This is a genomic window from Acinetobacter sp. V89_7 (genome assembly GCF_029967895.1).
Lineage (GTDB): Bacteria > Pseudomonadota > Gammaproteobacteria > Pseudomonadales > Moraxellaceae > Acinetobacter > Acinetobacter soli.
Genome location: NZ_JASCAJ010000027.1, coordinates 22,259 through 41,944, shown reverse-complemented (window position 1 = coordinate 41,944; position 19,686 = coordinate 22,259). Strand labels below are relative to the sequence as shown.

The 19,686-nt window shown below is 42.2% G+C and carries 18 protein-coding genes; 4 read left to right on the top strand and 14 right to left on the bottom strand.

The window, feature by feature from the left end; all coding sequences use genetic code 11:
- Positions 1-6: 6 nt before the first annotated feature.
- The 10 genes from lpxD to rimO all read right to left on the bottom strand — a co-directional run bounded on the left by lpxD (position 7) and on the right by rimO (position 11,057).
- Positions 7-1,077, bottom strand: coding sequence for a UDP-3-O-(3-hydroxymyristoyl)glucosamine N-acyltransferase (lpxD, locus tag QLG00_RS08625; RefSeq protein WP_004936807.1), 1,071 nt, complete (start codon positions 1,075-1,077; stop codon positions 7-9).
- A gap of 3 nt (positions 1,078-1,080) precedes the next feature.
- Positions 1,081-1,581 carry an OmpH family outer membrane protein gene (locus QLG00_RS08620; protein WP_004936804.1) on the bottom strand — a complete coding sequence of 167 codons (501 nt, stop codon included), beginning with the start codon at positions 1,579-1,581 and terminating at the stop codon, positions 1,081-1,083.
- Between the two features lie 48 nt (positions 1,582-1,629).
- A complete protein-coding gene (gene bamA / locus QLG00_RS08615; protein ID WP_282470806.1) occupies positions 1,630-4,116 on the bottom strand; it encodes an outer membrane protein assembly factor BamA in 2,487 nt (828 codons plus the stop codon).
- A gap of 40 nt (positions 4,117-4,156) precedes the next feature.
- Positions 4,157-5,512, bottom strand: coding sequence for an RIP metalloprotease RseP (rseP, locus tag QLG00_RS08610; protein ID WP_004936798.1), 1,356 nt, complete (start codon positions 5,510-5,512; stop codon positions 4,157-4,159).
- Positions 5,513-5,516: 4 nt separating this feature from the next.
- Positions 5,517-6,713, bottom strand: coding sequence for a 1-deoxy-D-xylulose-5-phosphate reductoisomerase (gene ispC / locus QLG00_RS08605; protein ID WP_048763728.1), 1,197 nt, complete (start codon positions 6,711-6,713; stop codon positions 5,517-5,519).
- Positions 6,714-7,538, bottom strand: coding sequence for a CDP-archaeol synthase (locus tag QLG00_RS08600; RefSeq protein ID WP_004936791.1), 825 nt, complete (start codon positions 7,536-7,538; stop codon positions 6,714-6,716).
- A 2-nt stretch (positions 7,539-7,540) separates the two neighbouring features.
- The gene (uppS, locus tag QLG00_RS08595; protein ID WP_025094866.1) at positions 7,541-8,290 is read right to left on the bottom strand and encodes a polyprenyl diphosphate synthase; all 750 of its coding nucleotides are present in this window, start codon (positions 8,288-8,290) and stop codon (positions 7,541-7,543) included.
- A gap of 6 nt (positions 8,291-8,296) precedes the next feature.
- A complete protein-coding gene (gene frr, locus QLG00_RS08590) occupies positions 8,297-8,851 on the bottom strand; it encodes a ribosome recycling factor (RefSeq protein ID WP_055414565.1) in 555 nt (184 codons plus the stop codon).
- 77 nt (positions 8,852-8,928) lie between these two features.
- A complete protein-coding gene (pyrH, locus tag QLG00_RS08585) occupies positions 8,929-9,660 on the bottom strand; it encodes a UMP kinase (RefSeq protein ID WP_004936781.1) in 732 nt (243 codons plus the stop codon).
- Positions 9,661-9,713: 53 nt separating this feature from the next.
- A complete protein-coding gene (gene rimO / locus QLG00_RS08580) occupies positions 9,714-11,057 on the bottom strand; it encodes a 30S ribosomal protein S12 methylthiotransferase RimO (protein ID WP_055414566.1) in 1,344 nt (447 codons plus the stop codon).
- Positions 11,058-11,397: 340 nt separating this feature from the next.
- Here rimO and glnL point away from each other — a divergent pair, with 340 nt between their 5' ends.
- The 4 genes from glnL to argF all read left to right on the top strand — a co-directional run bounded on the left by glnL (position 11,398) and on the right by argF (position 15,777).
- Complete coding sequence (gene glnL, locus QLG00_RS08575; protein ID WP_004936777.1) at positions 11,398-12,507, top strand: nitrogen regulation protein NR(II); 1,110 nt, start codon at positions 11,398-11,400, stop codon at positions 12,505-12,507.
- Entirely contained in the window at positions 12,494-13,969 is a 1,476-nt protein-coding gene (gene glnG, locus QLG00_RS08570) for a nitrogen regulation protein NR(I) (protein WP_004936774.1), read from the top strand. Before glnL ends, glnG begins: the two co-directional genes overlap by 14 nt.
- Before the next feature lie 130 nt (positions 13,970-14,099).
- Positions 14,100-14,756: a TetR/AcrR family transcriptional regulator gene (locus QLG00_RS08565; RefSeq protein ID WP_282470805.1), complete on the top strand. Its 657-nt coding sequence runs from the start codon at positions 14,100-14,102 to the stop codon at positions 14,754-14,756.
- A gap of 100 nt (positions 14,757-14,856) precedes the next feature.
- Positions 14,857-15,777 (top strand): ornithine carbamoyltransferase, encoded by a 921-nt coding sequence (gene argF, locus QLG00_RS08560; RefSeq protein WP_004936766.1) that lies wholly within the window; start codon positions 14,857-14,859, stop codon positions 15,775-15,777.
- A gap of 66 nt (positions 15,778-15,843) precedes the next feature.
- On the opposite strand, the gene QLG00_RS08555 is transcribed toward argF, so the two are convergent.
- The 4 genes from QLG00_RS08555 to QLG00_RS08540 are packed head-to-tail and all read right to left on the bottom strand — an operon-like array spanning position 15,844 to position 19,665.
- On the bottom strand, positions 15,844-16,194 hold the full coding sequence (locus QLG00_RS08555) for a YnfA family protein (protein ID WP_004936763.1): 351 nt from the start codon (positions 16,192-16,194) through the stop codon (positions 15,844-15,846).
- A complete protein-coding gene (gene clpA / locus QLG00_RS08550) occupies positions 16,195-18,471 on the bottom strand; it encodes an ATP-dependent Clp protease ATP-binding subunit ClpA (protein ID WP_004936759.1) in 2,277 nt (758 codons plus the stop codon). It abuts the gene before it with no gap.
- A gap of 9 nt (positions 18,472-18,480) precedes the next feature.
- Entirely contained in the window at positions 18,481-18,894 is a 414-nt protein-coding gene (gene clpS / locus QLG00_RS08545; RefSeq protein WP_004936756.1) for an ATP-dependent Clp protease adapter ClpS, read from the bottom strand.
- Between the two features lie 18 nt (positions 18,895-18,912).
- Positions 18,913-19,665 carry a DUF6776 family protein gene (locus QLG00_RS08540; RefSeq protein ID WP_004936753.1) on the bottom strand — a complete coding sequence of 251 codons (753 nt, stop codon included), beginning with the start codon at positions 19,663-19,665 and terminating at the stop codon, positions 18,913-18,915.
- Positions 19,666-19,686 lie beyond the last annotated feature (21 nt).

The window sequence follows — 19,686 nt, the reverse complement described above, 5'->3', positions numbered from 1 at the left end:
CATATTCTATTTACGCAATTTAAAAGTTGATTCAAGAGACTCAATTTGAGCTTGTATATGATCGAGTCGTTTCATGACTTGGGTCAATGGCACATCTGCTAATTGTCTAAAGCGAACAATGGTACGTTTCCAATGATGATTGTCCAAAAGACCTGTACCTGAAGAATAAGTTCCGGCTTCAGAAATACTTTTTGTGACCATTGACATTCCCGTTAACGTCACATTATCTGCAATGTTGATGTGACCGACCACACCACAGGCACCCGCAAGGATACAGTTTTTGCCAATTGTGGTACTGCCTGCAATCCCGCAATTGGCTGCAATTGCAGTATTCGCACCGATATGGACGTTATGAGCGATTTGCACAAGATTATCAATAATCACGCCATCTTCAATAATGGTGTCATCAAGTGCCCCACGATCGATACAGCAATTTGAACCAATACGCACATCATTACCGATTCGAACTTTGCCTAATTGCACAATACGATGCCATCGACCCTGATATGGCGCAAAACCAAATCCTTCCCCACCAATTACGGTATTGGCATGGATACGTACACGATCCAAAATTGTGGTGCCTTCAAGCAAAGAAACATGTGAATCGATCATGCAATTATGACCAACAGATACATTATCTGCCAACACAGTATGAGAAAGAATAACGGTATTTTCACCAATCTTGCAGTCTTCACCAATGACTACATAATGGCCGATATAGACATTTTCAGGAACAACGACTGATGGATGTATTTGGGCCGTCGCTTCAATTCCAGTTTGCGTATGCTTTTTTTCAAAAACATGCGTCAATTTAGCAAATGCCAGATAGGGATTATCCACAACAATAAAATTTTGATGCTGTGTCAGCTTTTCTTTCAACTCTTGCTGAACAATGAGTGCACCGGCCTGTGTGGAAATTGCAGCATCAAGATACTTTTCTCCATTCACAAAGGCAATGTGTTGGTTATCAGCATGCTCAAGGCTTGCCAAACCCGACAATTTCAGTGCTGCATCACCAAAAAGCTCACCTTGTACAAGATGAGCCAATGTTTCTAAAGAATATTGATGAACTTTCATGGATTATTTAATTGCATTCACTTTTTGAATCATCTTGTCAGTTAAATCATCTTTTGTATCCGATGCGATCACTGCATTTTTATTCAATACATAATCCAGATTATTCTCTTTTCTGAGTTGCTCAGCCGCTTGTTTGACACGTGCTTCAAAGGTGTTGTTCATATTCTGCAACCCACCCTGAACTTTGGTCTGCAAGCTTTGCTGGGTTGAATTGAACTCACTTAATTTGGCCTGATACTGTTGATTCAGCTTTTGAATATCAGCTTCTTTCATACTCCGCCCTTCAGTTTCAGCTTTTTGGCGAAGCGCATCAAGCTCTTTACCCAACTGTTCTAAACGTGTTGTACTTGGCTTTACCGACTGGTTCAAATTTGCATTTTGCTGTTTTAGATAGGTGCTGTTATCGACTACGCGAGCCAGATCAACCACTCCAATACCAGCAGCATGTGTAAGACCCGATGATGCAATACCGAGAACCAGTAAAATTTTGTTCATTTTATTCATAACTGTCCCTTAATCAGGAAAACATACAGATCAAAAGTGAACCGTACTTTAGAAAGTACGGCCAATTTCAAATTGGATCGATTGTGTATCGTCACCATCTTTTTTGTTAAGTGGGTATGCGTAACTCAAAGATAATGGACCAATCATCGTAATCCACGTAAAGCCTACACCCACACTATATCTGAGGTTACCCAGATCGAAGCCGTAGTTATCTTCACAATACTTCTTGGCATCTACACCATTAATCGAATATTTCCCAGATGGAAGATCACATTTGGTGTCAAAAACTTGACCGCCTTCAGCAAAGATCACTGGTCTGAACTGACGCGCCCAGTCACCTTTAAACGGTACAGGGAGTGCAAGCTCTGTACCAAACTGCACCAGTGCATTACCACCCACTGCTTCCCAATCAGGATCAGTCTTACCAGATTCTTGATAAATAACACCCGGATAACGCGGACCTAATGTGCTACTTTCGAAACCACGTACCGAACCATAACCACCAGCAAAGAAGTTCTTATAGAATGGCAAATCGTTGCCATAACCAAGTTTACCGTAGCCTCTGAGTACGAAGTCTTTTCCTAATGGGAAATAGGCTTGCGTATCGTATGATAACTTCTGGTAATCGACGTCACTACCCGGCAAACCTACTTCAAGGTTAACACGATGTGACGTACCTGAGGTTGGTAAAATCGGACGGTTAAGGGTGTTGTATGACCATCCTAAGTTCAAGATGTAAGTTAAGTAGTCACTTTCGAATTGAGAACCATAAGGTTTTGAAGTTTGCCCCTCAGGACATAAACCTGTTGTCGTATCCAAATCAGTTAAACAATAAGTCGATGTACCTGTGGTTTTTCCGCCATTCGCCAATAAGTAATCACGTACATAAGTAGAGACATACGGGCCAGTTTTTACTTTAGTCGAATCGATACCCAAAGATGCACTTAAGCTTTGATTTTCATCAATTGGATAACCGAATGACAAACTGCCACCAAAACTATCCGTGACATAGTTATTAACAGTGTATTCGTCGTTGAGTTTGGTTTTACGGTAGTAAAGGTTGTAACCACGACTTACACCATCAATGGTAAAGTAAGGGTCTGTAACACTTAAGTTGTAATAGTCTTGTGTTTGCGAACGAGTCAAGTCAAGTGCAAAACGATTCCCCGTACCGAGCAAGTTGGTTTGACTTAAACCTGCTTGGAAGGTAATACCTGCACTTTGAGAATAACCTACAGCTAAGGTTGTAGAACCTGAATGCTGCTCTTCCACATTGACATTAAGATCAACTTCATCTGGTGAGTTTGGTACACGAACTGGCTTAATATCAACTGTTTTGAAGAAGCCTGTACGCTCCAGACGCACTTTTGAAAGGTCAATTTTTTCGTTACTTGCAAGTGCGCCTTCCATCTGACGCATTTCGCGGCGCAATACATCATCAGCGGTTTTGGTATTCCCCGTAATATTGATACGACGAACTTTAACCTGCTGACCCGGGTTGATATAGTAATTAAGATCAACTACACCGGTTTCATTATTGATTTGCGGAACAACATTCACTTCTGCAAAGTAATAACCAGCATTACCGTATTTACGCAAAAGCAATTGCTTAACAGCATTTACTTTCTCTTGCGAGTAAGTATCACCGTCTTTATAGATTTTGAGAGCTTCTAACTCTTGTGGCTGATAAAGCGCATCGCCAAGAAACTTGGTTTGACCAAATTTAAATTGACTGCCTTCGGTAACTGATACTTCAACAAAGATTTTTTTCTTGTCTTCGCTGATATTTAACTGAGAGTTATTAATATTGAAATTAATATACCCTTTGTTTAAATAAAGCGCGCGCAGTGATTCAAGACTTGCCGCCATTTTCTCACGTGCATAACGATCATTACGCGTAACAATTGAAGACCAGCCGCTCTCTTTAATGGCAAAGGCTTGCTTGATATCACTGTCACTAAATACAGTATTACCAATCAGATTGATTTCGACAACTTTAGCAGGCTTTCCTTCATAGAAATCCAGCTTTAAAGCAACACGGTTATTTGGCTGCGCGATGGTCTCAACTTTAATGTCTGCATCATAGCGACCTTGCTGCGCATATTGCTGCTCAAGTTCCGTTTCAATGGTCTGTAGTGCTGAGCTTTTAAGCACATCACCTTCAACCACACCCATTTTTTTCAGACCTTCAGTCAAGGCCTCTTTAGGAATGAGCTTATTGCCTTTAAATTCAATTTTAGAGATGACTGGCCGTTCAACCACTCTAAAGGTGAGGACATCGTTTTGCTTATAGGTTTTGATGTCATCGAAAAGACCCGTTGCATACAATGTACGAATGGCATCGGCAATCGTAGGATCATCAACACGATCCCCACTGTTAATCGGTAACATATTGTAAACATTTGAAGGTGTAAGACGGACTAAGCCTTCTATTTTTACTTCGCGTGCAATGAAACCATTTGCTGCATATGCTTGTTGTACCGCTGCCATAGCACTAACAAGTGCCAAAGGCATTAATAAATGTGTGTGCCGCATGCCAGTTTTTTCCAGTAAGTTAATTTTTCCATATCAGCGTTTATAGACGCATAAAATCATTAAAAAGCGCTAAAAGCATCATGCTACCGAGCAGTACCATACCAATTTTTAGACCGAACATTTGTATTTGTTCGGAAACAGGTTTACCGCGTATGGCTTCAATAAAGTAATAAACCAAATGTCCTCCATCCAGCATAGGAATCGGCAGCAAGTTTAAAATCCCCAAACTCACACTCATGAGAGCCATAAAAGAGATAAATGTTTGCCAGCCCATTTCTGCGCTTTGACCTGCAACTTTAGCAATTGTAATCGGACCTGATAAATTCTCAAGACCAATCAAACCACGAACCATTTTCACAATGGAATTCAATATCATGCCAGAGATTTGCACGGTCTTATCAACAGCCATACCCATTGCCTGGATAGGAGTATATTGAATTAACTGCTTATATTCAGCAGGAATCGTTACCTTACCAGGATTACTTTGAACACCCAGCATTCCTGTAACATTACCCATACTGTCACGTTTACCTTGTGGCATCACTTGTAAATGAACAAGCTGCCCCTCGCGTAAGACATCTATATTAAGCAATTTCTCAGGTGATTTTTGAACAATATCGACCACATCGAACCAATCGTTCATCTTTAAGCCGTTTATACTTAAAATGCGATCTCCAACCTTCATCCCCTGACGTATTGCAGCACCATCCTCACTCAACTGATGAATGACTGCTGGCATGGCGGGACGATACGGCAGAAAACCAAGTACATCAAGCGCTGATTGGCTCTGATTTTTCAAAAAATCTTGTATCGGCAAATTTACCGTTTTATCTGTACCCTGATCATTGACCATGACACGGATTTGACCCGTTTCACCTGCACGATCAACCAGTGCAAAATTTAGACGCTCCCAAGTAGGTGTTTCTTTACCATCGACAGATACTACTTGATCACCTGCTTTTAATCCCATTTCGGCTGCAGGTGTATTGGGAATAACTTTCCCAATTCGCGTATTGAGCTGTTCTTGTGAAGGTAAAAAGAGAATCCAAAACAAAACCACAGCAAACAGTAGGTTAATCAAAGGGCCTGCCGCGACAATTGCAATCCGTTTCCATGGCGATTGACGATTAAACGCATACGGCAAGTCAGCCTCGGCCACATTACCTTCACGCTCATCAAGCATCTTGACATATCCACCGAGCGGCAACGCCGAAAGCTGATACTGTATGCCCGATTTTTTAGACGTCCATTTAAGTAATGTTGGCCCAAAACCAATTGAATAGACCAACACTTTCACGCCCAGTTTTCGAGCCACCCAGTAATGACCAAACTCATGTATCGCAATAAGAGGACCTAGCAGCAATATTGCAGCGATGACAATATACAATACACTCATCTTTCTAGCCTCTGATCTGTTGGATGTAACGACCTGCAACCTGTCGTGCTACAGCATCGATCTCTAGAACATGCTCAATACTGGTTGCCTTATCATTTTGCACGTGATTCAGCACATGCTCAACCACTTCCGGTATCGAAGTGAATTTTATTTTATGATTTAAAAATGCCTCAACTGCAATTTCATTGGCTGCATTAAGTATACATGGCGCCAAACCACCAGATCGCATCGCTTCTCTGGCAAGCGTTAAGGAAGGAAACTTTTGTGTATCAGGCTGTCTAAAATTCAACTGCGCGTGAGCAAAGACATCCAGAGCTGGGACATCTGTTGCTATACGCTCAGGCCACGCCAGTGCATGCGCAATTGGTGTACACATATCTGGATTCCCCATTTGCGCTAACGTAGAACCATCTACATATTGAACCATGGAGTGAATAATACTTTGTGGATGAACGACAACTGTAACAAAATGTTCGGAAATTGAAAACAAATGACAGGCTTCGATTAACTCAAGCCCTTTATTCATGAGTGTAGCGGAATCAACAGAAATTTTTTGTCCCATTGACCAGTTTGGATGTTTACATGCTTGTTGCGGAGTTACTTGTGACAACAAATCATCTGGATAATCCAGAAATGGCCCACCCGATGCAGTCAATAAAATTTGAGATACACCAAGCTGAGGAGATCCTGTTGGGGACAGACTCAAGTAATTATGTGGTAAAGACTGAAAAATCGCATTGTGTTCTGAATCGACAGGCAACAACAAGGCACGATGTTCGCGAGCAGCCTGCATCATGATATCACCAGACATCACCAGCGATTCTTTGTTTGCAAGCAATACACGCTTACCTGCCTTAACTGCTGCGAGTGTTGGCAGCAAACCCGCCGCACCTACAATCGCCGCCATCACAATGTCTACGTCCGGAGCAGAAGCCACACTGATCAAACCTTCAGATCCGACCCGAATCTCAATGTGTTCAAGTTGAGCATCGATAAAAAGCTGTTTAAGCTGAACAAATTTTTCAGCAGGAATCACCACAACTTGAGGATTTACCCGTTTGCATATCGCCAGTAGTTCATCAATTCGACTATATGCGGTAACAGCATATACTGAATATTGATCTGGATGCTGCTCTAAAACTCTTAAAGTGCTTTGCCCAATCGAACCGGTCACACCCAATATACAAACAGATTGTGTCATTTATAAATCTACACCAATGAGCTTCAATAGATAAATTCCTGCAGCAAAAACAGGAGCAGCAGCCAACAATGAATCAATTCGGTCAAGTACACCACCATGACCTGGCAAGATACGTCCTGAATCCTTGATTCCCGCTCGACGCTTAATCATGGATTCAAACAAATCACCTAAAACAGAGGCAAATACAGTCAATAAAGATAAAATCAGAAAAAGAATATGTTGTGCAAGGGATAGATCTAGATAAAAGAACTCAACCACAATAATCACGACAACCGTGATCACTACACCACCAATCAACCCCTCGATTGATTTATTTGGACTGACCGTTGGTGCAAGTTTTCGCTTACCAAATTTCCGCCCAACAAAGTAAGCACCAGTATCCGCACCCCAAACCAGAAGAAATAGATACATCAGCCACCACGGAGATGCTTTCCATACTTCAAAGATCGCAGTGACAGCAGCACTCACCAGAATTAGACCAAGTATATACAATGTCGCGTTGTACCAGCCATCGTACTCCGGATAAGATTTCACCCAGAAGCTACTCACCAACCATGTCAAAATGGATGCCGACCATAGTAAGAGTGCCACGTCATTATAAAATAACGCCAGCCCTGCAATCAGTGCAACTACAGCACCATAGCACCATGCTTTAGGCTTGACCACATGTGGTGTGGTTCTTGGCATAAGCTTGAACCACTCATAGCCTGCAACACCTGCCGCTAAGATCATCAATCCAAACATAGGATAATGCGATTGGGTAGCAAACATGCAGATCAGCACCACTGCCACTAACACCAACGCGGTTAGGATCCGCTCTAACATTATTAATTCTCAATTTTATCTTGTTGGATTTGCTCTGATGTTTTACCAAAACGGCGTTCACGGCCAGCAAAAACATCTAATGCGTGGTCGAACTCTTGAGTTGAAAACTCTGGCCACAATGTTTCTGTAAAGTAAAGCTCTGCATAGGCAGCCTGCCAAAGCAAAAAGTTAGACAAACGATAATCGCCTCCAGTTCGAATCAATAAATCGACTGGTGGAAGCTCGTTCAGACTAACATACTGACCAAATAAGGAAGCGTCAATTTGCCCAATATCCAGATGACCCGTGTGTACATCACTGGCAATTTGTTTTGCCGCCTCTGCAATGTCCCACATCCCACCATAGCTCACAGCAATGGTTAGCGTCATGGAGCTAAAACTTGCTGTTTCTTGCTCTGCACTTCGCATAAGATCACGCAAATGAGGAGATAACCGCGAACGATCACCAATAAACTGCAACTGAATATTGAATTTACGCATGCGAGGCAATTGCTCATGAATCGCCTCCTCGAGAAGCTTCATCAGCAAATCGACCTCAATTTGCGGACGATTCCAATTTTCACTCGAAAAAGCAAAGACCGTTAAGGCCTGAATTCCTCTTGAACGGCAATGCTCAACAATCGGGTCTAAACTATTTTTACCCTCTCGATGACCATCTCCTTTTTGCATTTGATTTTTTTTGGCAAAACGGTTGTTGCCATCCATAATGATGGCAACATGTTTTGGAAGATGGTGCTCTTCTAATAAGGTCATAAAAACTTAGACCTTCATCAATTCTGCTTCTTTTGCTGCCAAACGCTTATCAACTTCAGCAACATATTTATCGGTAATTTTTTGAATATCATCACCTGCACGGCGCTCATCATCTTCAGAAATTTCTTTTTCTTTCAACAATGCTTTGATATCACCAAGTACATCACGACGAATATTACGGATCGCAACTTTGGCATTTTCAGCTTCTGTACGTGCAACTTTTTGCATGTCACGACGTGTTTCTTCAGTCAAAGCGGGTAATGGCACACGAATCGCGTCTGCAGTGATTGGGTTTAAACCCAAGTCGCTTTCACGAATCGCTTTGTCAATTGCAGATACCATCGTACGTTCAAATGGCTGAACAATAAGCGTACGTGAATCTTCAATACCCACGTTGGCAACCTGATTAAGCGGCACATCTGAACCATAGTAAGGAACCATGACACCATTTAAAATTGATGGATGTGCACGACCTGTACGAACTTTTGCAAAACCTTGCTCTAGCGATTCTAGAGTTTTTTGCATACGCTGTTCGCTGTCTTGTTTGAGATCGTTAATCATATGATCTTCCTTACTTATTCATTCAAAAAGTGTAAAACTAAATTAGTGGGCTAGTATAAAGAGCTTTAAAGGCGCCGTCATCTGTTGGTGACGTGGGTTCCTTCTTTTTCACCCATGATAACCGACAATAATGCACCTGGCTTATTCATATCGAATACTTGTAACGGCACATTATGATCACGGCATAAGCAAATCGCAGTCAAATCCATTACACCGAGTTTTTCGTCAAGCACTTGATCAAAGCTCAATTGATCGTACTTAACAGCATCATCGTATTTACTTGGATCTTTATTATAAACACCATCAACTTTTGTGGCTTTTAAAATAAGATTAGCTTCAATCTCAATACCGCGCAAACATGCAGCTGTATCCGTTGTAAAAAATGGATTTCCGGTACCTGCTACAAATACACAGACTTCACCCTGACCCAAATAACGAATTGCATCACGACTTGAGTATGGTTCTACCACAGTACCAATCGACAAAGCAGACATCAAACGAGTTTTAATGTTACGGCGTACTAGTGCATCGCGCATCGCTAGACCATTCATGACCGTCGCCAGCATGCCCATTTGATCGCCAGTTACACGGCCTACCAAACCATCTTTTTGCAATTGACTGCCACGGTATAGGTTACCACCACCAACCACGATACCAACCTGCACACCCAAGCCGACCAAGTGTGCAATCGATAAAGACATTTGATCGAGCACTTGAGCATCGATTCCCATATCTTTATTGCCTGACAATGCTTCGCCCGACAGCTTTAACAAAATTCGTGAATAACGAGGACTGTTCGTATCAGCCATAATTATGCTCCAAAATGCGATGTTTAAATTGAATTCTGTTTGTTAACGCGCAACTAAGCTGCTTTGATCTTGATCAGCTTGGCATATAAGTCATATTCGTCAGCGTCGGTAATTTCCACTTCCAGCAACTGGCCAGGCTGAATCATGGATTTATCAATATCTTCGACAAATACGTTCCCATCGATTTCAGGTGCATCAGCATAAGAGCGAGCCACTGCTACTGGAAATTCATCTTCAAGATCATCCACCAAAACAGTCATGGTTTGACCGATACGCTTTTGCAATTTGGCAGCCGAAATTTCTTGCTGAACTTGCATAAAACGCTCGTAACGATCTTGTTTAATCTCTTCTGGAACATGATCTGGCAAATCGTTTGCTGTCGCACCTTCAACAGGTGAATAGGTAAAGCAACCTACGCGATCGAGCTGGGCCTCTTTAAGCCATTCCAATAAAATTTGGAAATCTTCTTCAGTTTCACCCGGAAAACCGACCACAAAGGTTGATCGAATGACGAGATCCGGGCATTTTTCACGCCATACTTTTAAACGCTCTAAAGTATTTTCACTATGGGCTGGTCGCTTCATCAATTTTAAGATGCGCGGACTGGCGTGCTGAAAAGGAATATCTAAATACGGCAAAATTTTGCCTTGAGCCATCAAATCAATTACGGCATCGACATGCGGATAGGGATAAACATAATGTAAGCGTACCCAGATACCCATCTGACCCAAGGCTTCACACATGTCGTAAAATTTGGTTTTTACAGGTTGACCGTTCCAGAAATCAAGCTTGTATTTGGTATCGACACCATAAGCAGACGTATCTTGTGAGATCACCAAAACTTCTTTAACGCCAGAACGCTTAAGCGCTGCGGCCTCTTCAAGCACCGATCCAACTGGACGCGATACTAGATCACCACGCATGCTTGGAATGATACAAAAGGTACAGCGATGATTACAGCCTTCTGAAATCTTCAGGTAAGCATAATGCTTTGGTGTAAGACGAATACCTTGCTCTGGAACTAAATCGATAAACGGGTTATGTTTAGGCGGCGCAGGCACATACTCGTGTACCGCTTCCATCACATCTTGATACGCTGCTGCACCAGTGACTTTAAGCACATTTGGGTGCATTTGACGGATTTTGTCTTCGTCTTTACCCAAGCATCCTGTCACAATTACACGGCCATTTTCATTCATGGCTTCGCCAATCGCATCTAATGACTCTTGTACTGCAGATTCAATGAAACCACAGGTATTCACAACAACTAAATCTGCACCATCGTAATTTGATGCTACTTCATAACCTTCAGTACGCAACTGAGTTAAAATTCGTTCAGAATCTACCAATGCCTTAGGACAACCTAAAGATACAAAACCGACTTTGGGGGATTTCATGAATCTGCACTCCACTAGAATCCGCGTATTGTATGATGTTTCTGAAAAGAAAAACAGGTCGATTCATTAACGATTCATTAGCGCACCAAAATAATTCATAAAAATTTATATTTTCATCAAAATGCACCAATTAAATGCATAATTACAGATCATGACGTAAAGAATGTGTTAAAAAAATTCACTAATAGATCATGTAGCACATTTTTAACTCAAAAATATTGCTATTGCACTTTAATTGGCAAAGTTGGCGTGCATTTTGCTTCGGATATATCTCATAACAAGGACAGATATTTTTTAACAAGATGCCATTGCGCCATTTTAAAACAGGATACTTCCGCTAATGGATCACCAACCGACTATCGACTACCGACTTTTAGTGGACAATATGACCACTGCTATTTTATTGGTCGATAGCAATCTGAATGTGTTTTATTTGAACTCATCCTGTGAAGCACTATTCGACATCAGCCTATTAAGGGCTGCCGGTCAACCTGCCATTAACTTAATGCATGCACCTGATGATACCTTTAATACCTACGAGGCGCTTTTAAACACCCTGAATTCTGGGCAGCATTATACGCGGCGTGAGGCGGTAATTAATGTCAATTTCAAAGACATTCATGTCGACTATACCGTTTCACAGCTTAATACCGGCAAACCGTATCATCCATTGCTATTGATCGAGTTAAATCCGATTGATCGGATGCTGAAAATTTCTAAAGAAGAAAACTTTATTCAGCAACATCAAGTTGCACGGCAACTGATTCGCGGCGTTGCTCACGAAATCAAAAATCCGCTTGGTGGTATTCGCGGCGCAACTCAACTTCTGGCACGTAGTCTTAACGATCCGAAATACGAAGAGTTTACTGATATTATTATCAGCGAAGTGGATCGTCTTCGAAATCTGGCCGATACCATGCTGGGTTCGAGACAGCTACCAAGTTATGAAGATGTCAATGTACACGAGCCTTTAGAGCGTGTGCGCTCACTAATAGTCAATCAAACCAAAAAGAAAATTAAGATTACGCGCGACTACGATCTTTCACTGCCAGATGTCAAAGCAGATCGCGATCAACTCATTCAAGTCATGCTGAATATTAGTGTAAATGCCATTCAAGCCATGACAGAAAATAAGGAATTTTTCGTTGAAGAAGCGCCACATTTATCGTTACGTACGCGTATTCAACGACTTGTGACCATTAATGGGGTATTAAACCGCTCAGCCATTCGAATTGATATAGAAGACAATGGCCCGGGTATTCCGCAAGATATTATTGAATCTGTATTTTACCCACTGGTTACTGGGCGCGCCAAAGGCACAGGACTGGGCTTGAGTATTGCTCAAAATATTATGCATCAACACAACGGGATGATTGAATGCCAATCTGTACCCGGAAAAACTGTATTTAGCTTATATCTACCTTGGGAGACAGACCATGTCGCGAAATAAAATATGGGTAATTGACGACGATCGCGCCATGCGCTGGGTCTTAGAGAAAACCTTTAAAGAAGAAGGTTTTGATGTCACCAGTTTTGAAGAAGCTCAGACTGCGCTTGACCAATTACTCGACGATGCACCGGATGTGATCTTAACCGATATCCGTATGCCAGGTATCGATGGCCTTACTTTTCTAGGTAAAGTCAAAAACAGCAATCCAGATTTACCTGTGATTATTATGACAGCGCATTCAGATCTTGAATCGGCTGTGTCTAGCTATCAAACGGGTGCTTTTGAATACTTACCTAAGCCATTTGATATCGATGAAGCTCTTGCACTGGTCAATCGTGCCATCTTGCATATCAATAAATTACAGCAACAAGAAGCCAGCAAGTCAGCATCGGTTGCTCAATCAACTGAAATCATTGGCGAATCGCCTGCCATGCAGGAAGTATTCAGAGCAATTGGGCGCCTTTCTCAGTCGCATATCACTGTGTTGATCAATGGCGAATCGGGAACCGGAAAAGAACTGGTTGCACATGCACTGCATAAGCATTCGCCACGTAGCAGCAAACCCTTTATTGCGCTCAACATGGCCGCCATTCCAAAGGACTTAATTGAAACCGAGTTGTTCGGTCATGAAAAAGGTGCTTTCACTGGTGCCAATACACAGCGTCAAGGCCGCTTTGAACAGGCCAATGGTGGTACGTTATTTTTAGATGAAATTGGCGATATGCCATTTGAAACGCAAACACGACTACTTCGCGTACTTGCAGATGGCGAGTTTTATCGTGTAGGTGGCCATATTCCAGTTAAGGTCGATGTACGTATTGTTGCAGCAACGCATCAAGATCTGGAAAAACTGGTGAATGAAGGACGCTTCCGTGAAGACTTGTATCATCGTTTAAACGTGATTCGTATTCATATTCCTAAGCTGGCCCACCGCAGCGAAGACATTCCAATGCTGGCGCAGCACTTTCTTGCCCGAGCTGGAAAAGAGCTTGGGGTGAGTCCCAAGATTTTGCGTACCGAAACAACTGACTATATGCAGCAACTGCCATGGCCAGGTAATGTGCGTCAGCTCGAAAATACGTGCCGCTGGTTGACGGTCATGATTACTGGTCGAGAAGTTTATCCGGAAGATTTACCTTCTGAACTCAAACAAATCCCGATCCAGAAATCAGCAGATACAAATATTGCGACACCAAACTTTGATCGCATTTCTCTACATCACTGGGATGAGCTATTAGGCCAATGGGCGATTCAAAAGCTCAAAAATGGTGAGATGAAAATTTTGGATATTGCCACGCCAATGTTCGAAAGAACACTCATTAACGCGGCACTGCAACAAACTCGTGGTCGAAAACGCCATGCTGCTGAGTTACTTGGCTGGGGTCGAAACACGCTTACCCGAAAGCTCAAAGAGCTCGGTATTGCGGCTGAAGACGATGTAGAAGAAGAATCTGAAATCTAAATACTTTAAAGTGAGAGTCACATGTGGGCTCTCACTTTAAAAACCTCTCAGCCCCTGCACCAGCCCCAAAAGCACAACATCAAACAATTTGTTATACTTAAATACACGATTAGTATTACCCTCCTTTTTTATGTCTAAACAGATGACACGACAACCCTGCCCGACAAAGTGCGATCTCCCCTTAACACGTCGGGGGCATGAGCGCTGGCTGGCTTTATTACTTAGTGCGACAGAACTGTTTCTTGAAAAAGGGTATGATGCGGTGTCTTTAGATGATGTCGTAAATCATGCAGGTGGATCGAAAGCCTCGATTTATAAATACTTTGGTAGTAAAGAAGGTTTGTTTACTGCGATTTGTGATTATCGTCGCGAACTTTTTTTCAAAAATATCTGTGCCTCTTACGACGCTCAACAGGATGATCTTCGTTCCTTTTTAACCAGCACCTTATATAACTTCTTTGCCAAAATTACCTGCACAGAAAATTCTGCTTTTATGCGTTTATTAATCGAGCAGTCACAGCGTAATCCAGATCTAGCCCTGTACTTGCACCAAAAAGGTCCAGAATATATTCAAAAATGCATTGCTGATGCACTGCAATATGCCGCAGAAAAAGGACAGATTGAGTGCAAAAAACCCTTAAATTCAGCCATGATGTACTTTGGTATCCTTCGAAATATTGAATGGAAGATTATTATGGGGGTTCCTTTAACGACCGATTGTGAGGACATTCACGAACACATCGATTATTGCGTTGATCTTTTTTTAAACGCGCACAAATTAAACTAATTTTTTTGCATTTTTTGTATCATATAGTATATTAATCGATTGTTTTTTTCGTTCACCAACCAGCAACTAATTGTTATAAAACAATTATTGTGGAGTAACCATGGCTCTACGGCACTTTCTTACTTTACGCGATCTTTCTTCTACTGAATTAAAGAATCTCCTTGATCGAGCAAGCGAACTAAAACGCCAGCAACACAATAATGAACTGTTTCAGCCATTTAAAGGTAAAGTGTTGGGAATGATTTTTGAGAAATCAAGCACACGAACTCGAATTTCATTTGAAGCAGGAATAGCTCAATTTGGTGGAAGTGCAATTTTTCTTTCACCACGTGATACACAACTAGGCCGTGGTGAACCGATCGAAGATTCTGCACGCGTTATTTCAAGCATGCTTGATATTGTCATGATTCGCACCTTTGGTCACGATGTTGTGCAGCGCTTTGCATCTTACTCTTCTGTCCCTGTGATCAATGGTCTGACAGATGATCATCATCCATGTCAGCTACTTGCAGATCTTCAAACCTATCAAGAACATCGTGGAAGTATTCAAGGCAAAACCGTTGCATGGATTGGCGATGGCAATAACATGTGTAATTCATATATTGAAGCTGCGCACATGATGGGCTTTAAATTAAAGGTTGGTGCACCTAAAGGTTATGAACCAAAACCTGAATTTATGGCTGAATTTGCGCACTGTGTTGAAGTATTTAATAATGCTGAAGATGCGGCTGTAAATGCAGATTTGATCGTGACCGACGTGTGGGCCAGCATGGGACAAGAAGAAGAACAAAAGTTACGTGAAGCAGCTTTTGCCGCATTTCAAGTCAATGAAAAACTGATGGAACTTGCTCATCCAGATTGTCTATTTATGCATTGCCTACCGGCACATCGTGGTGAAGAAATTTCTGAACACATGCTCGATCATAAAAGCTCTGTGGTATGGGACGAAGCTGAAAACCGATTGCATGCACAAAAAGCATTGATGGAATTTTTATTGAATGAAAATTTAAAGCGATCTTAAGCATAAATTTTAAAAAAGCCTGATCTCCAATATCAGGCTTTTTTTTGCATAAAATTTAATTGAGCGCTATTTGGGTTGCAAAATAATCAGACTTGCACCAAGTAAAACCACTGCTCCACCCAATAGATCCCAACGCGTTAGAGCAACTTGATCTACAAACCTCAGCCACATGAGTGCAGTAAAAATATAGATTCCACCATAAGCCGCATAAATACGCCCTGACGCTGCGGGATGCAACGTCAGCAACCAAACGAAAAGAGCCAAACTCAAGGCCGTTGGAATCCAGAGCCAAGCCGACTTACCCTCTTTTAAAATCAGATAAGGGAAATAACAACCAAGAATTTCTGCAACCGCAGTCACAAAAAACAACCCGAATACACTGAGTATTCGGGTTGCAGAGAAGTCTTCTAATAACATTTATGCAGGTTCTGCCGTTTGGTCCTCAAATACGGAAAGCTGTAATCCAACCTCTTTACCGTCTTCTTTTTTAACAGATACCGCAACGTTACCGCCATGATCGGCCAGTTCACCAAATAGAATCATTTCAGCCAGTGGCTTTTTCAAATGCTCTTGGATTAAACGCTGCATAGGACGTGCACCCATTAAGCGATCATACCCGTTGGCCGCGAGCCAGTCACGTGCAGACTGATCCACCTCAAGTACCACTCTCTTATCATCGAGTTGCGCTTGAAGCTCAGTAAGAAACTTATCAACTACTGACTCAATCACAGTGGTTGGTAATGCTTTAAACTGAATCACACCATCAAGACGGTTACGGAACTCTGGAGAGAATGCGCGCTTCATGGCCTCTTGGTTATCGTTGCTGTTGTCTTGCTCGGTAAAACCAATACTGTTGCGTGAAATACTTTCAGCACCAATATTCGTTGTGAGCACGATAATCACGTTTCTAAAATCAGATTTGCGTCCGTTGTTATCGGTTAAAGAACCATGATCCATCACTTGAAGCAACAGATTAAAAACATCCGGATGCGCTTTTTCAATTTCATCGAGTAGCAATACACAGTGCGGATTTTTATGAATTGCATCTGTCAGTAAACCACCTTGATCATAACCGACATATCCAGGAGGCGCACCGATTAAACGAGATACCGCGTGACGCTCCATATACTCCGACATATCAAAGCGAACCAGTTCGACACCTAAAAGTTTTGCAAGCTGTTTGGTGACTTCGGTTTTACCCACCCCGGTTGGGCCAGCAAATACAAAATTACCGACAGGCTTATCTGGTGCTTTCAGACCTGCACGCGATAGTTTAATAGCAGAAGCAAGTGCAGTAATGGCTTCGTCTTGACCAAATACCACGCGTTTTAAATCGCGCTCCAGATATTCAAGCACTGCTTTGTCATCTTTCGATACCGTTTTAGGCGGAATTCGCGCAATTTTAGAAACAATATCTTCGATGTTCTCGACCGTAATCAAGCTGTCATCAAGTTCTGCTTTCAGACGGCGCTGCGCTCCGGCTTCATCAATCACATCGATTGCTTTGTCTGGCAAGAAACGATCATTGATAAATTTCGAAGAAAGCTCTACGGCAGCAACTAAGGCCTTATCGTCATACTCCACATGATGAAAGTCTTCAAACTTCGTTTTTAGACCACGTAAAATATCAATCGTTTCTTGGATACTTGGCTCGTTTACATCGATTTTTTGGAAACGACGCGATAAAGCATGATCTTTTTCAAATACCTGACGATATTCTTGGAAAGTGGTCGAACCAATGCAACGCAAAGTTCCATTTGCTAACGCTGGTTTGATGAGATTCGAAGCATCCATGGTGCTGCCCATGCTTGAGCCAGCCCCGATAATCATGTGAATTTCATCGATAAACAAAATTGCATTTGGATTTTTCTTGAGTGCATTGAGTAGCTGTTTAAGGCGTTTTTCAAAATCACCACGGTACTTAGTACCCGCGACTAACGCACCGATATCAAGACTGTACACTTCAGCATTAGCTAGTGGCTTAGGTGCTTTACCATTTACAATTAGCCATGCCAACCCTTCTGCAATTGAGGTTTTACCCACACCCGGATCACCCACAAGAAGTGGATTATTTTTGCGACGACGACATAAGATTTGAGCCGTACGTTCAATTTCTTTTTCGCGACCAATCAGCGGATCGGTTTTACCTTTGAGCGCTTCATTGTTCAGATTAAGCGTAAATTGCTCTAGAGGGCCTGCATTAGACGAAGCTGAACTTTCACCTTCGATGTCTTCTACTTCTTCTTCAGACTGCGATTCATCTTTACGTGTACCGTGAGATAAATACTGAGTCAGGGTCAAACGATTAATTTGATGACGTTTGAGCAAATAAACCGCAAAGGAATCGCGCTCGGAATACATCGCAACCAGCACGTCGGCACCTTCGACTGTACGATCTCCACCGCTTGATTGCACATGGAAAATCGCGCGCTGCAAAATACGATCAAAACTTTCAGTTGGGTGCGGTGCTTGCTCGCTATTTTCCCCAAGTTTTGGTGTATGTTGCTCCACATATTCTTCTAGTTCTTTACGTAATGACACGATGTCTGCGCCACATGCTTTAAGTGCATTGACTGCTGAATCATTATCGAGCAAAGCCAGCAATAAGTGTTCTACAGTGAGAAACTCATGCCTTTTTTGACGAGCCATGCTTACAGCCAAACGTAAGGACACCTCTAATTGACGACTGAGCATACGACCCCCTTAATCTTTGGGCTCAATCTGACAAAGTAATGGATGACCTTGAGACCGAGCATAGTTATTAACTTGGTTTGCTTTCGTTTCCGCGATGTCTCTTGGATATACGCCAGCAACACCTTTTCCCTCATAATGTACTGTTAGCATTACTTGAGTGGCTTGGTCAAGATTCAATGCAAAGTATTGTTGTAAAATTTCAATTACAAAGTCCATCGGGGTGTAGTCATCGTTCATTAAAACGACAGCATAAAGGGGTGGACGCTTTAATTCTGGGGGAGCAGTCTTGACAGCAAGATCACCATCGGGCGCATCGGTTTGCGAATCACCCAAGCGTGGATTGATGTGCCAGTCAACATATCCTGTCTGATAAAAGGATGCTTTGACTTCATTTAAACTAATTTGGCGCTTGTATGTTCGCATAGACTCTTGTATTCACAATTAATTTGCATTTGCTTCAGCTTGTGGGATCTCGCCCACAAAGGCCGAAGATGACTCGACAGGTTTCCCTCGCTGCCAGCTAAACCGTTTAACTACTGGCGCGCCATTATCTGTAATTCGCACCTCAATAAATTGCGGTGTAAATCCATTAGGCATTGTCCAGCGCCCTGTTAAACGCTCATAATCATAAAAATTGAAGTTTTTGTCGTTCATTGGAACGACCAACACTTCAGTACCTTGAATCAAGCGCAATTCGATACTGCCGATCGCACGTTGTTTACCCGGACTCACCTGAACCAAATCTACCTGATATTCATAGGCATTTTCAGGCAAAGGTTTCACCGCAATATTTTGAATCGTCAGAGGCAATCCACCTCTCAAACGTAACACTTCACGATAAAATGCACTCATATTCATCATTTGTGCATTGTCATTTTTCGCTTGTGTTAATGCTTGATACAAGTTATTGGCATTGTCTACTGCAACATCGCGCTCTTGCACCGCCGCATTCAGGCTTTTGTTGACTGAATCAAGTGATGTTTTTTGCTTTTGAACCACATCCACCAGTTGAGCTGCATCGGCGTCGTATCCAACAACAGTCAAGCCTTGGCGGTTACCTACTGTATACCCCAATGTAAAGCTTCCTGCAATCAAAACAACTGCCGCAATCGCCAGAGGTAGGTTTGTTTTCAAAAATGGCTTTTTGGGTGATCGTTGATCAGACAAAGTCGCCACGTGTTCGGTGTCTTGCATCGCAATCTCGATTTAAAGATA

Coding starts and splice junctions, on each gene's coding strand:
- QLG00_RS08620 (WP_004936804.1), bottom strand. CDS start 1,581: ATGAATAAAATGAACAAAATTTTACTGGTTCTCGGTATTGCATCATCG.
- rimO (WP_055414566.1), bottom strand. CDS start 11,057: ATGAAATCCCCCAAAGTCGGTTTTGTATCTTTAGGTTGTCCTAAGGCA.
- argF (WP_004936766.1), top strand. CDS start 14,857: ATGGCTCTACGGCACTTTCTTACTTTACGCGATCTTTCTTCTACTGAA.
- lpxD (WP_004936807.1), bottom strand. CDS start 1,077: ATGAAAGTTCATCAATATTCTTTAGAAACATTGGCTCATCTTGTACAA.
- QLG00_RS08600 (WP_004936791.1), bottom strand. CDS start 7,538: ATGTTAGAGCGGATCCTAACCGCGTTGGTGTTAGTGGCAGTGGTGCTG.
- pyrH (WP_004936781.1), bottom strand. CDS start 9,660: ATGGCTGATACGAACAGTCCTCGTTATTCACGAATTTTGTTAAAGCTG.
- QLG00_RS08540 (WP_004936753.1), bottom strand. CDS start 19,665: ATGCAAGACACCGAACACGTGGCGACTTTGTCTGATCAACGATCACCC.
- glnG (WP_004936774.1), top strand. CDS start 12,494: ATGTCGCGAAATAAAATATGGGTAATTGACGACGATCGCGCCATGCGC.
- clpA (WP_004936759.1), bottom strand. CDS start 18,471: ATGCTCAGTCGTCAATTAGAGGTGTCCTTACGTTTGGCTGTAAGCATG.
- uppS (WP_025094866.1), bottom strand. CDS start 8,290: ATGACCTTATTAGAAGAGCACCATCTTCCAAAACATGTTGCCATCATT.
- frr (WP_055414565.1), bottom strand. CDS start 8,851: ATGATTAACGATCTCAAACAAGACAGCGAACAGCGTATGCAAAAAACT.
- QLG00_RS08565 (WP_282470805.1), top strand. CDS start 14,100: ATGTCTAAACAGATGACACGACAACCCTGCCCGACAAAGTGCGATCTC.
- glnL (WP_004936777.1), top strand. CDS start 11,398: ATGGATCACCAACCGACTATCGACTACCGACTTTTAGTGGACAATATG.
- QLG00_RS08555 (WP_004936763.1), bottom strand. CDS start 16,194: ATGTTATTAGAAGACTTCTCTGCAACCCGAATACTCAGTGTATTCGGG.
- bamA (WP_282470806.1), bottom strand. CDS start 4,116: ATGCGGCACACACATTTATTAATGCCTTTGGCACTTGTTAGTGCTATG.
- clpS (WP_004936756.1), bottom strand. CDS start 18,894: ATGCGAACATACAAGCGCCAAATTAGTTTAAATGAAGTCAAAGCATCC.
- ispC (WP_048763728.1), bottom strand. CDS start 6,713: ATGACACAATCTGTTTGTATATTGGGTGTGACCGGTTCGATTGGGCAA.
- rseP (WP_004936798.1), bottom strand. CDS start 5,512: ATGAGTGTATTGTATATTGTCATCGCTGCAATATTGCTGCTAGGTCCT.